Genomic DNA, 14,868 nt, shown 5'->3' with positions numbered 1-14,868 from the left:
AAACCTACCCTTAATTGCTGGTAGGTTTTTGTATTTAACGCTATTGATCTTTTATGAGCTGTTCGTTTTTAATAATTAAGATTTGGTCTTTTGTTTCTCAATGACTTTTATTAGCGTGCTATGAATTGATGATGCGTCAGCAGGCGAATTGCTAATAGGTGTATTTTTAATGAGCAAAATGTATTCATAATTAGGTTCAAAATCAAAACCTTCTATACCGCTATATCGATACTCCCAGTCTGCGCTGGCTTGTTCAGCAGGCTTAGTTAGTAAGCATGATTGCGGCGCAACACCGACACAGTCTACTTGATGGTCAGCGATGATGATTTTACGTAAAACATAAGGCATTGCATGGACAGTAATTTGGTGCTTACTAACTAAGCCTGATTGTGATGTCGATTGCTCTCCCATCACTTCAACATAATCACCTATAGTTAATTTCTGCATTTGATGGGCATTTTTCTGAGCAAAATTAGCTTTATCTGATAAACGACATAACATACCCTTGTTGATAATCTATATATTACTGATGAATGCCTTGTTAATACATTTGCATACTAAGTAATGCTGTGTGATTTTCGTACTAGTCATTTCTGCTATAAGCAATATAAGTCATTAAAAAAAATTATCATGCTTTAAGTTATTCTTATTTAAATTATGGCTAAATGTCACTACTCATTCTTATCTACTTTGCTTTACTAGTAAGTTTATAGCAAAGCAAAACCCACCAATTCTTGCTAGAATAATCGCTGTCTTTTATTCATTATGAAGTTCAATTATGCCTGTATCCGTTACCAAACCTCTCACTATCCTCCATACCTCCGACTGGCATTTGGGACGCAGGCTTTATGGACGCATGCGTTATGATGAATTTGAAGCATTTTTAGGTTGGTTGCAAGATGCCATTAGCTTGCAGAAAGTGGATATATTAATCGTTGCTGGTGATATCTTTGACACCATGACCCCAAGCAATAGAGCTCAAGCGCTATATTATGAATTTTTAGGAAAAGTTTCAAAATCATGCTGTCAACATATCGTTATCGTCGCTGGCAACCACGATTCCCCGACATTTTTAGATGCACCAAGCAAGGTGCTGAAGTTTCTCAATGTCCATGTTATTGGTACGGCTTGTGAAGACTTGAATGATGAAGTTTTGGTATTAGATGATACAGACGGCACACCACATTGCATTATTGCGGCTGTCCCCTATTTGCGTGATCGTGACGTACGTGGCAGTCAGGCTGGCGAGTCAGCTCAAAGCAAAGACGCTAATGTCATCGCTGGTATCTGCGCACACTACGATGACGTTGCAGATATTGCAAAAGCCAAACAAACTGAATTAATCGAAACGTATCAACGGCATATTCCTATCATTGCTACAGGGCATCTATTTGCGGCTGGCGGCACTACCACGGATGATGATGGTGTTCGCGAGCTTTATGTCGGCTCACTCGGCAAAATCTCTGCTGACATGTTCGATGAAAGTTTTGACTATGTCGCACTTGGGCATTTGCACGTGCCGCAGCGTGTCGGTGGGCGTGAAACCATTCGCTATTCAGGCTCGCCTATCGCGATGGGTTTTGGCGAGGCTAAGCAACAAAAGCAAGTTTTGCTGGTGCAGTTTGGTGAAATAGAAAATGATGTTAGCAATCAAGAATTGGCATCAAATAGTACAGCTGAAAGCACTATGCAGCAGCTTGCCAATACGGTTACCACGATTGAAAAATCAGTAGAAAAAGCTACTAAAAAAGTAGCCTGTCAAGCGACTGAATTTATGGATGACTTGTTTGGCTTTGACGAGCCATTAGAAAATGATGAAGTGACAAAAACTGCTGCTATAGAAAACATCCCTGATCAGCAAGATCAAAACAACCAATCAATGCCTAACAATCTCGATACTCCCAACAAAATACTGCATCGCGATAATTTGACGCAGATGCAGGTAATCTCCCTCCCTATTCCAAAATTTCAAAAGTTAGCACAAGTTTCAGGTGATTTGGAGTGCATTAATCAGGCTATAGATAAAGTCATTCAATCTCTTGACGCAACAGAGTCTGTGTGGCTAGAAATTATTTATACGGGTGAGGAGATTATCAGCGAGTTACGTGAGCATATCCAAGCGATGGTAGATAATTTGCCGTGCGAGGTGTTAAAAATTAAAAACACCCGTACCTATAATAAAGTCCTAAATCAACAACAAAGTTCCGAGACGCTACAAGATTTAAATGAGGAAGAAGTATTCGATCGTTGCTTGATCGCTCATGATATTCCTGATGAGCAAAAATCATCTTTACGTGACGCCTATGATCAAATCGTTTATAACTTACGTCATGAAGACACTCAGGCTGAATAGTATTATTTAATCATAAACGCTTTTGATCGAAGCTAACTAGAATAAAGGTTTCATTTCTCATTATTGCCTTTATTGCCTTTTTTATTACTACCTATAAAAATAAGACCTGCGCATGCGACTGATTGAACTACGACTTAAAAATTTGAATTCTTTAAAAGGCGAATGGCACATTGATTTTAGTGATCCTGCTTTTCTTAATGAAGGCATCTTTGCCATTACTGGGCAAACGGGTGCTGGCAAGACGACCATATTGGATGCGATTTGCTTAGCACTCTATAGCCAGACGCCAAGACTGGGCGATATCACTGGTTCAACGAACGAGATAATGACCCAAGGTACGGGCGAATGCTCTGCAGAAGTCATTATAGAGATTGATTCCAAGCGTTATCAATGCTACTGGTACCAACATCGCGCCCACAAAAAAGCCAAGGGCAATTTATTACCGATTAAGCATGAGATTAGCGAGGTGAAGACCGGCAAGATTTTAGAAGAGAAAAAGTCCAAAACTTCCGCCTATATTCAAGACCTCATAGGCATGGATTTTAATCAATTTACCCGCTCCATCATGCTTGCTCAAGGCAGTTTTGCGGCATTTTTAAAGTCTGATATTGGCGATAGAGCCGCGATTCTAGAGAAAATAACGGGTACTGCTATTTATGCCAAGATATCGTTAAACGTTCATGAAAAGAAACGCTTTGAGGAAGACATACTTGGCAAGCTACAGGTAGGCGTGAATAGCTTATCGTTATTAAGTATTGAAGACGAAAAGCTACTGAAAGCTGATTTAGAGAGCCTTAACCAGCAGCAGAGCACACAGCGCCAAACATTCAAAACCCTAAGTGAACAGCTACAGTGGCTGGATAGTGTTCAGCAGCTACAGCAAAATCTCTCAACCTATCAGACCGATTTTACAGCGGCGCAGCAGGCACAGCAAACCTTTATTCCAGAAGCGCAGCGCTTAGCAGTGGCTAATAAAGCCTTAGAGATTGACAGCCAATTTCGAGAGCTTAGCTATAGCCGAGACACGGTCAAGAGATTGAATCTCGATCAGCAAGATTTGCTTAATAAGATTCCAGCTCAGCAAGAAGTACTGGCACAAGCTTCAACCCATTTAGGGAATATCAATACCATTGCAAAGCAAGCCACGGACAACCTCCAGACCACCTTGCCTGTCATTGCAAAGACGCGTGCATTGGATGCTGATATAAAGCAGCAATCTTATTCTTTACTCAATGATAATCAACGTAAAGACGCATTAGTCAATAATACGCAAAGATTACGCCAAGAAATAGCCAGCCATGGACAAATAGAGCAGAAGACTAAGGCTCAGCTTAGCAGTATAGAAAAGCACTTCCACGATTACCAAGAGCTAAATGATCTTGATAAAGATATGGAGAACTTTGATAACAGCTGTCGCCAATTAATGGCGCTGTTGGAAGATAATGCCAACCTAACAGCGGACAAACTTACCTATAGCAATCAAGCTCGCCAGCTACAAGCTGATTTTGATAAATTATCTAAGCAGCAAGACGCTGATACGTTATTAATAACACAACAGCGTGAGCAACTTGCCAACGTACAACAGCAACAAGCAATACTCATTCAAAACCAGCCCATTGCTAATATGCGTAGCGAACAAGAGCAAATCGATCAAATCAGCACTGAGATTGCGCAAGCCAATATTAAGCTAGAACAGCTGTCTGAGCGTACCAATCAAATCCAACACATCAACGCAACGTTACCCAAACTGAATCAAGAGCTTAAGACTCTAGAAGGTTTGATTGCCAGTCGCAAGATAAATATTCAAGACGCTAAGATCAAAAAACAAGATAGGCAAGAGCATTTACATCTACTACAAAAGGTCGCTAAGCTTGAAGATTATATAGTAGAGCTAGAGGATGGGTCGCCCTGCCCGCTTTGCGGCGCACATGAGCATCCTTATGGTAAACATCATCCACTATTAGACAATAGTAATTCCAAAGGCAATGCCGAGCAAAACCAGTCGTCTACAATAAAACAGACTAAGGCGCAATTAACTCAGCAGCACATAGCTGAATTAGACACTATTATTGATAATCTTGAGCAGACTTTATCTAAACATCATATCGACCATGCCACCAAAAAAGAAGCCATCAATAATCAACAGCAGCAGTTAGCGACCTTGCAGCAGCAATCTAAAATCTTAAACGCTGATATTCAGTCTAACCTTTCCTCGCTATTTAACACTGAAAATAGTTATTCGGAATCGACTGTGGCAATTATCAATCCACTTGCGCAGACTAAGAACGATACTGATATTAATATTGATCACGGCTTGTCCTTATTAGACACGATCAAACATAAACTAACTGAGCATAAACAGTCTCTTAAAACGATAGTAGTCAAATATGACAACCTAGCTGAAAGTACTGCAACGCTCAGTATTGCCATCGAAGTCGATGAAAAGCAGCAACAGGTACTTAGTCGCGACATTAATAATCTAACCACTGATATCAAGCTAAATGCTCAAAAAATTGAAAGTGTCGAAGATAAGATTGCCACTAATTTTTCTGAGCTAATACCCATGATGACCAATATTTCATCTTTGGTGAGTAAGTACCCAACAGATAAATACGAGAATCATTTAACTATAGCGCTCAAAGCGACTGACGTTCAAGGCGTACTGAAGCTACTCATTGAAAGTATTCATAAGCAAGCAGTATTAGCAAGCGCAGATTATGATGAGCATATTGACCAATTGCGGGCACAACGTAATGCTTTGAAGCAGTTAAAGCAATATCACCATGAGCAAAGTAGCCGCCAACAGCAACTCACAAATACTCTGAGCAGCCTGACTGCGAATATTGAGAGTAAGCAAGCACAGCTCGCCAATGATGAGACAGCACTCAAAGGATTAGAGAAATTAATTGATAACAAAACAGATGATATCGAACAATTAAAGAAAGCCAGAAAAGAGCTATTCGCAGATAAAGATACAGACCATGAAGAAAACCAGTTACGCAGCGCTGCTGATGAAGCTAAAGCCAAACAAATCATAGCGCAAAGACAGCTAGATTCTATACAGCAATTTTTAGAGCAATTAAACATTAGAGAGCAACAGCTAGCCACAGAGCGACAGTCGGCGACTACTACCCTGAATACACAGGACAGCATTTTTATTAACTTACTCGCAGAGTCAAAGTTTATCGATGAAGCAGATTTTTTGAGTGCGCGTCTGCCTAAAGAAAAGCGTGAAGCATTACATGTACGTAAATTGACGATTGATAGTTCCCTACAACAGGCTAAGTTGCAGTTAGACAATACCCAGCAAGCGTTAGAGCAAAAACTTGCCACACCTATGACAGATGAAGAACGAGAAACACTTGCTGGCAAGCATCATCAAATACAGACGGATATCGATGAGTTAAGTCAAAAAATTGGTGCGATTGACCAAAAGCTCAAGGATAACGACAGCCAAAAAGGGCAACAAGCTACACAGCTGATTGCAATCGATGAACAAAAACAAAAACTACAAGTTTGGCAACAGCTACATACGTTAATTGGTTCTGCTGATGGCAAAAAATATCGTACCTTTGCTCAAGGCTTAACGTTTGAGGTCATGATTAGCCATGCTAATACGCAATTGCAAAAAATGAGTGACCGCTATTTGCTCATTCATGATGACAGCAATCCACTTGAGCTTAATGTGATTGATAACTATCAAGGCGGTGATATTCGCAGTACTAAGAATCTATCGGGCGGCGAAGGATTCATTATCAGCTTGGCGCTCGCACTTGGGTTATCGCAGATGGCGAGTCACAACATTCGCGTGGATTCACTATTTTTGGATGAAGGGTTTGGTACGCTTGATGAGGAGTCGCTTGATATTGCGCTCGACACTTTAACGAGCTTACAACAAGAAGGTAAGCTTATTGGCATTATCTCTCACGTACAGGCGTTAAAAGATCGCATCTTGACTCAAATCAAGGTTGAAAAAATATCGGGTGGTTTTAGCCAAATCAGTGGTCAAGGATGTCGCCGAGTGGTCAATATTGCTAATGAAAAAGCCTCGTAAGTTAAAGTGGTCATCAAGAGTCGAACTTTCACGCTTAGCCAGACAATAAAAAACCACCGTTAACTAATAACGGTGGTTTTTTTTGAAAAGACGTTTATCTTGTTTTTCACTCAATGAATAGTTACTTAGTCACTAAACCGCTTAGCTCACTCATTAGTACTGAGAGCGTAGACAGACTGATTTTACTGTCTGCATCATTAGCATAAAGCTGATCTAACTTGCTCATCTCTGTGGTGACTGACTCCAAATGATCTAAGTGACGTGAACGCCATTCACCAAATGCTTGCTTCGCATCTGGTTTAGATAATATGGCATCCATCAGTAGACGTAGACTACGTGACAGCTCATTCATCAACGCATGGCGCGCGCGGCGATCCCAGTAGTCTTGCTGTGGTAAAGTGGCGATATTGTCCATCATCCAATCTAACTGCAAGACGTGATAGGCATCAAAGTACAACGTTGCAATCTCATCAACAGGACGCTCATATTGCTCAGCGAGCAGTGCGGCATCAAGTGCATCGACATGATAAGGCAGCATCGCAAACAATGCGGCATCACTATTAGACAAATCATTTTGCATCAGGCTAGTTGTGTCTTCTTGCAAGTATTCTGCAAATTGTTGCTCAATAAAGCCACCTGATTTGGTTAATTTCTCAACACTATCGCTAAAGCGACTGATCATGTCAGCGACTTGCAAGTCTTGACCAAAGGCATTGATAAACCAAACCACACCATGCTCAAGCGCGTCACGTAGACGTAGTTCAAGATTTAGCAGTAATTTGGCATCGACTTGATTGTCCAGCGCTTCAAGTGTTTTCCAAGCTTTTGATACATTGAAGACATCACGGCTAATCGCATAACCACGCACGATGGTCGCCAGCGATTGGTCTGTTTCCTCATAAAGACGGAACAGTGCTTCAATGCCTAAACGATTGACCACGCTATTGGTCAAATACGTGCTGATAATTTCGCGATGTAAGCGGTGTTCTGTCATCTCATCAAAGAACCGCGTAGCCAGCTCATCAGGGAAGTACTTGCGCAGCTCATTGATAAAGTACGCATCATCTGGCAAGTCTGATGATAATAAGTTGTCATACACCCACATTTTGCCATAAGCCATGACAACTGCCAGCTCAGGGTTGGTCAAGCCAGTATCTGATTTTTGACGTTTGGCAATTTCTTCATCTGATGGCAGATATTCAATCGCCCGATCAAGACGTCCTTCACCTTCTAACATCTGAATGAAGCGCTGATGATCACTTAAGTTAGCCGCTGCACGAATGTGGCTAAGCTCAATGGCTTGTGGTTGCAGATAGTTTTGGCGCAATACCAGCTCTGCCACATTATCGGTCATACTCTCAAGCAACTCATTACGCTGCTTTAAGGTCATATCGCCTTGCTCGACTACTTTGCCAAGTAAGATTTTGATATTCACTTCATGATCTGAGCAATTTACGCCGCCTGAGTTATCGATAGCATCGGTATAAATGCGACCACCCGTTTGTGCATATTCGATACGCCCTTGCTGGGTAAAGCCTAAGTTACCACCTTCACCAACGATAGCCGTACGTAGCTCATTACCGTTGACCCGTACTGCGTCATTGGCACGGTCACCGACGTCAGCATGACTCTCATTCACGCTTTTCACGTAAGTACCAATACCACCATTCCAAATAAGATCAACAGGCGATTTTAACAGCGCACTGATTAACTCATTAGGTGCAAGGCTATCTTCAGCGATATCAAAACGCTGTTTCATCTCGGCACTGAGCGTGATGCTCTTATCTTGGCGGGAGAATACCCCACCTCCTTGGCTGATGAGCGATTTTTCATAGTCATCCCACGTCGAACATGGCATATCAAATAAGCGGGCACGTTCAGCGTATGAAGTGGCAGCATCCGGATTAGGATCGATAAAGATATGTAGATGGTTAAATGCGGCAACCAGCTGGGTATGGGTTGAGAGTAGCATCCCATTGCCGAATACGTCACCACTCATATCACCAATACCAACCACGGTAAAGTTATCATGGTTCTGAATGTCCATGCCACGCATACGGAAGTGGCGTTTGACCGACTCCCAACCACCGCGTGCGGTGATACCCATGGCTTTGTGGTCGTAACCAACCGAGCCGCCTGAAGCAAAGGCATCGTCGAGCCAAAAATCATATTCAGTAGACAATGCATTAGCAATATCCGAGAAGCTGGCGGTTCCTTTATCAGCTGCGACCACTAAGTACGGATCATCTTCATCATGGCGCACGGTGTTGGCTGGCGGGACAATTTTTCCATCGACGATATTATCAGTCACATCGAGCATACCGCGTAGGAATGCTTGATAACAAGCAATGCCTTCGGCTTGGAATTCGTCACGACCATCTGCCATGGTTTTGGTTTTGACGATAAAGCCGCCTTTTGAACCAACCGGGACGATCACAGCATTTTTGACCATCTGTGCTTTGACTAAACCAAGTACTTCGGTACGGAAATCTTCCATACGATCTGACCAACGCAGACCACCTCGGGCAACTTTACCACCACGCAAATGCACCGCTTCAACACGTGGCGAATACACGAATATCTCAAACATCGGTTTTGGTTTTGGCAGATTAGGAATATCTGCTGCCAAAAATTTAAAGGATAAGCGATCTTTACGCTGACCATTGCTATCGGTTTGATAGAAGTTGGTGCGTACCATTGCATTAATTAAATCTAAGTACCAACGCAAGATACGGTCTTCATCTAGGCTATCCACATCTGTCAACGCAGCAGTGATCTGCTGTTGAATCTGCGCGGTTTTTTCTGTGCGCTCATCTACACTGTACTTAGGATTCATACGGGCATCAAACAGACAGCCTAGCGCCACGCTAATATCGCTGTTTTTTACCACAGTTTGCTGAATATACGTACTAGAGAATGGGGCTTTTGCTTGCATCATATAGCGTGATAAGGCTCGTAGCACCACCACATCATAAGTATCTAGATTGGTCGTCAATACCAACTCGTTAAATGAATCACTCTCAACATGTCCTGCCCAAATCTGTTTGAGACTGTCTTCAAACTGACCACGCACCACTTGCATGTTAACAGTATCAACGTGTTCTAACGTTAGCTCATACTCTTGCATCCAAATGGGCTGCTCAGGCAGATCAAACTCATAGGTTTGTGCTGAAATGACAGACACACCAAAGTTTTCAAGGATTGGCAGGACTTTGGATAAGATTACAGGCTGTTCACGACCATAAAGCTTCAGGTGGAGTTGGTTGCTGGCATCGCCCGTTGACTGGTATAAATGCCAAATCATCGGCTGCTCTGCTGTTAATACAGCCAAACGCTTGGTATCTTCAACCGCAGTACGGGCATCAAAACGCTCTTGATAAGCGGCAGGGATATAATTCAAAAAGCGACGGTTTAAAGCATTGGCTTGCTGCTCACCCACATTATCCAATAGCATTTTTTGATAGCTGTCGCTCCATGATTGCATTAACGCAGCCAACTTGGCTTCAAGCTCAGCAGTGTTAACATCTTTTACCTGACCTGGCACCGTACGCACGTGGACATGAACACGTGCATGAGCAGATTCATTAAATTCGGTGGTAAAACCTGATGATGTGCCACCGTAGGCTTCTTTTAGGACATTTTGTACTTTGATACGTAGCTCAGTGTTGAACTTGTCACGCGGGATATAGACCAAGCAGGAGACAAAACGCTGATAATGATCAATACGACTGAATAGGCGTAGACTCTTCTTGTCTTGTAACTGGCTAATACCAGAAACGATAGGATATAGCTCTTCTACGCTGGCTTGAAAGAGGTCGTCACGCGGTAACGTATTAATCACATGCATCATTTTATGGTGCGCATGACCGTCACGTGGCAATTCCGCCATGGCCATAATCTTGTTGGCTTTTTCACGTAATAGCGGGATTTGTTGCACAGTCAGTTGATACGCTTGTGAGGTCAATAGACCAATAAATCGATATTCACCAACCAGCTTACCATTGTCATCAAATTTATGAATACCTAAAAAGTCCATATATACTGGACGATGCACAGGCGATACACGGCTTGATTTGGACAACATCAATACTCGCGGTTCAGTCAATAGTTGCTTTAATACTTTTGGCAATTGGCTAAAACTTTCTGAGAGTTTGTCTTCTTCAGCGCCGCGTAATAGACCAAGACCGCTATTACCAATGGCGAACAAATCTAAATCAGCAGGTTCAGAATTCACTTCGACAGCCTGCCCGCCTTCTAAACGGTATTCACGGTAACCCAAGAATATAAAATGATCGTCTAATATCCAATCTAAAAACGCTTGTATCTCTTGCTGCGAGTAAAAGACTTCTGGTAATGGTTTCTTTGATAGCTCAGCTTTGATATCCGTCAGCTGTGCACGCATCTGCTTCCAATCACCAACGACTGTATCTAGCGTATCAATTTTTGCCAATAACATTTGCTGTAGCGCAGCCAGATCCTCATCATTTTGATAAGCAATTTCACAATGAATCAAAGACAGATGAGAGGTAGCGCTTTCATGTGCACCTTCAATATGGGTAATATGACCATTATCATCACGCTCAACACTGACAATGATGTTATAAGTACGATGAACATCGATACCTTCAGCCTCAAGACTCATCAAAATCGTATCGACTAAAAACGGTCTGTCATAGGCGACAATTTGAATAACCGTATGTGAGCTGTGAAAATGCTGCTCTTCTGCTTTGGGGTTCAGCACCTTCAGTTGTGGCTTGCTACCATCATAGGCTTGGAGCAACGTAAAATGATGTAGTGCCATGCCCGCTAGGTCAGCATTACTGATGGTCTCAGCTGCTTCTGCGTGCAATGGCTGATAATAGCTATGAATAAAATGATCAAATAATGATTTGTCTTTTTGTACATAACTGGTAGCAATATCGCTTATCTGGCTGATGCGCTCTTTTGCGATACTGAGGGAGTTTGGCATGTCCTTCATCCTTTTTTATAGATTTGATTTATCATTTATTTAAGTTTATTAATTCGTACTAACTAATGGCACCGCATAAATATATGGAACATTATTGGTGCTGCGGAGCAGTATATCCATTTACGCAATTTATTCTGTTTTTTTCTTGATATTTTAAGTTTCTCTCCTTTTTTCACCCTTATTTTTAGGAATATGTCGCAATCGGGATCTAATACCATTAATTTAGTGAAGTGTAACGTACATAGCGTGCCAGCTAAAGCGTACAACATCATTTCATGAATCAGCAACATGTCGATAACATTTACTCATGAGACAGGTTTTACTCTTTCTTGACGATTAATTGCTGGCGAGTGGATACTCATGGCAATCGGTACGACTTTTTTGTTAGAATATGCCAGTATATTTGAGAGTGTGTGGCTAACTCATAATTAACTTTAATGCTAAGGGCAAGACGTATGATGAATATTTTGGTGATTGGTTCAGGTGGTCGCGAACACGCGTTAGCATGGCAGTGTGCAAAAGACGATAAAGTCAATAATGTCTACGTCGCGCCTGGTAATGCTGGTACAGCGCTTGAACCTAAATGCCAAAACGTCGTCTTAGAATCTGCAGACGAGAATGCTAGTGAACATAGTGCAATCATCGCGTTTTGCCAAGACAATGCCATTGATATGGTCATCGTCGGGCCAGAAGCGCCTTTGGTCACTGGTATCGTTGATGCCTGCCGTGATGCTGGTATTAAAGCGTGGGGACCAACAGCATACTGTGCGCAGTTAGAAGGCTCCAAAACCTTCGCCAAAGAATTTATGGAGCAAAACAATATCCCTACAGCAGCCTATAAAGGTTTTACTGAAGCTGTGGCTGCCAAAGCTTATATCGATGAACATGGCGCACCAATCGTTATCAAAGCCGATGGCCTTGCCGCTGGTAAAGGAGTCATCGTTGCGGAAACTATCGAACAAGCACATGAGGCCATCGATGATATGCTTGCCGACAATAAATTCGGTGATGCAGGCAGCCGCGTGGTGATTGAGCAGTTTTTGCAAGGCGAAGAAGCCAGTTTTATTTGTATGATTGATGGTAAAAATATCTTACCGATGGCAACAAGCCAAGACCATAAACGTGCTTTTGAAGGCGATACAGGCCCGAACACAGGCGGTATGGGCGCTTACTCTCCTGCCCCAGTTGTCACTCAAGATGTCCATGAAAAAGTCATGACCCAAGTCATCCAGCCAGTGGTTGATGCAATGAATAATGCGGGTCACCCTTATACGGGATTTTTATATGCAGGTCTTATGATTGATGCTGCCGGAGACCCCTATGTTATCGAATTTAACTGCCGTTTTGGTGATCCAGAAACTCAGCCTATTTTAATGCGTTTACAATCATCAATGGTAGATTTGGTTGCACAAGGTCTAGCAGGACAGTTGCCTAGTGATGCGCAATGGGACAGCCGCCCTGCCCTCGGTATTGTCATTGCTTCCAAAGGCTATCCTGAAACATCATCCAAAGGTGATGTGATTGCTGGCTTGCCAGAGCTAGATGCCAATAATGACAACGCTGTCAAAGTCTTCCATGCTGGCACAGCCTTTTCTGACAGCGATGCTATAGACAGCGAAAAAGAAGTGGTGACGAATGGCGGACGTGTCTTATGCGTGACGGCTCTTGCAGATAGCATCTCAGACGCTCAGCAAGCCGCACTTGCAGTAACGGGTGCTATTAGTTTTGATGGTGCACAGTATCGCCGTGATATTGGTCATCATGCCATTGCTCGTGAAAACAGTTAGAAACCAATAGAAATCAGGCTAGAGCTGTTCCCAGCCTTAGTCTAATACACCAAATGATTCTTAGCTTATATGATTCGACCTAGCATCACGCTAGGTCTTATTTTTTGATATCCATTTTACAAAGATTATAATCTGAAAATATATACTGCGTCTTACAAAGTAACTGCTATTGGCAAGCTTAGGCTCATCAACCAAATGTGCTTTATATGATACAATTTTGTACCCGTACATCGCATCTCCCTTGTATTGTAGGTTTTGAACCCACAAATCAATACCAACTGGATGAATGATTATATTTATGGCAAATGATACGTCTAAACCTTCTAGCAATAAGCAATCAATCGATAACTTAAAAACCTCAGGGTTCGATCGTCGAATGTCGATTGCCAAAACCTCCTTAAATATTGGTCGCCGTTGGGCGGGTAATAGTGTGTCTGGTATGTTCTTAAATAAAGAAGCACGTACAGCACGTAACCAAGTGTTTATGGAGGCCCAAGCAAACTACCTCGCAGAAGAGCTAGGTAAGCTAAAAGGTTCGGTCGTTAAAATCGGTCAAATGTTAGCAATTTATGGCGAACATATTTTACCACCAGAAATCACACGTGCCTTGCAAACGCTAAATGATGATACCGCTACATTATCATGGTCAACCATGCAACAAACCCTGCAGCAATTACTGGGTGAAAAATTAAGTGAATTGGATGTCGATACGGTTCCTATAGGTACTGCGTCTCTCGCCCAAGTTCATCGCGCCACAGTGATTGCGACTGGCGAGCAAGTTGTACTAAAAATTCAATATCCAGGTGTTGCTGATGCAATCAACTCGGACCTTGCTTTATTTAAGCAATTATTAAAAGTTAGTAATATCGTTCCGCAGACCCGTTCGCTAGATGCTTGGTTTGAAGAAATACGTGACCTACTCCACCATGAGGTGGACTACGAAGCTGAAGCCGCGACGACAGAACGCTTTTATGAACGCTTGAGTAAAGATCCGCGTTATGTGGTTCCCAAGATTAATCGTACTTATTCCAAAAAGCGCCTACTCTGTATGTCTTATGAGCCAGGTATTACCGTAGTTTCTGAGGCATTACAATTATTACCTCATGAGCGTCGTAACGCTATTGGTCAGGCGGCCATCGAAATCATGATGCAAGAGATTTTTGTGTGGGGTGAAATGCAGACAGATCCCAACTTCGGTAATTATCTGGTTCGTGTCAGTGAAAATGAAGATGATATCGACAAATTGGTATTACTAGATTTTGGTGCTATTCGTCAATTTGATAATAACCTTTTAACCATTGCGCATGGCTTACTAAAAGCTGGCTACCGCCATGACCATCAGGCGATGATGCTTGCGATGACGGGTTATGATTTCTTTGATAGTATGAGCGATAAAGTACGCTCTGATATGGCGGCGCTATTTTTATTGGCAACTGAACCTTTTAGCGATCCGGCGACTAACCCTGACATTCCTGCCGACTGTCTAGATAAGGATGACCGTTATATTTGGGCTAATAGTAAACTTCACTCTCGCCTTTCAACACAAGCTACAAAAGCAATGCAGTCTTTTGAGTTCAATTTACCACCAAAAGAGTTTATGTTTATTAGTCGAAAATTTATTGGTGCTTATACTTTTCTAACGGTGCTTGATGCTTATACTGATTCGGATACCTTAGTAAAACCTTATTTATAGTCTTAATTGAAG

6 protein-coding genes are annotated in these 14,868 nt (G+C 42.2%); 4 read left to right on the top strand and 2 right to left on the bottom strand.

Going from position 1 to position 14,868, the window contains the following annotated elements; translation table 11 throughout:
• Positions 1-75 precede the first annotated feature (75 nt).
• Positions 76-447 carry a DUF4377 domain-containing protein gene (locus JFC10_RS02995; protein WP_198331598.1) on the bottom strand — a complete coding sequence of 124 codons (372 nt, stop codon included), beginning with the start codon at positions 445-447 and terminating at the stop codon, positions 76-78.
• A gap of 331 nt (positions 448-778) precedes the next feature.
• On the opposite strand from JFC10_RS02995, the gene JFC10_RS02990 reads away from it, so the two are divergent.
• Positions 779-2,353, top strand: coding sequence for an exonuclease SbcCD subunit D C-terminal domain-containing protein (locus JFC10_RS02990; RefSeq protein WP_198331597.1), 1,575 nt, complete (start codon positions 779-781; stop codon positions 2,351-2,353).
• A gap of 112 nt (positions 2,354-2,465) precedes the next feature.
• A complete protein-coding gene (locus JFC10_RS02985) occupies positions 2,466-6,407 on the top strand; it encodes an AAA family ATPase (RefSeq protein ID WP_198331596.1) in 3,942 nt (1,313 codons plus the stop codon).
• A gap of 121 nt (positions 6,408-6,528) precedes the next feature.
• Here JFC10_RS02985 and JFC10_RS02980 read toward each other — a convergent pair whose 3' ends face one another.
• Positions 6,529-11,376, bottom strand: a complete 4,848-nt coding sequence (locus tag JFC10_RS02980; protein WP_198331595.1) for an NAD-glutamate dehydrogenase — start codon at positions 11,374-11,376, stop codon at positions 6,529-6,531.
• Between the two features lie 458 nt (positions 11,377-11,834).
• Here JFC10_RS02980 and purD point away from each other — a divergent pair, with 458 nt between their 5' ends.
• Together purD and JFC10_RS02970 are read left to right on the top strand one after the other, a co-directional pair.
• Positions 11,835-13,163, top strand: a complete 1,329-nt coding sequence (gene purD, locus JFC10_RS02975; protein ID WP_193013099.1) for a phosphoribosylamine--glycine ligase — start codon at positions 11,835-11,837, stop codon at positions 13,161-13,163.
• Between the two features lie 298 nt (positions 13,164-13,461).
• On the top strand, positions 13,462-14,856 hold the full coding sequence (locus JFC10_RS02970) for an ABC1 kinase family protein (RefSeq protein ID WP_198331594.1): 1,395 nt from the start codon (positions 13,462-13,464) through the stop codon (positions 14,854-14,856).
• The last annotated feature ends 12 nt before the right edge of the window (positions 14,857-14,868 follow it).

The sequence above is a fragment of the Psychrobacter aquimaris genome (assembly GCF_016107525.1).
Classification (GTDB): Bacteria; Pseudomonadota; Gammaproteobacteria; order Pseudomonadales; family Moraxellaceae; genus Psychrobacter; species Psychrobacter aquimaris.
The sequence above is the reverse complement of the archived record's forward strand: the minus strand, read 5'-3'. Positions and strand labels throughout refer to the sequence as shown.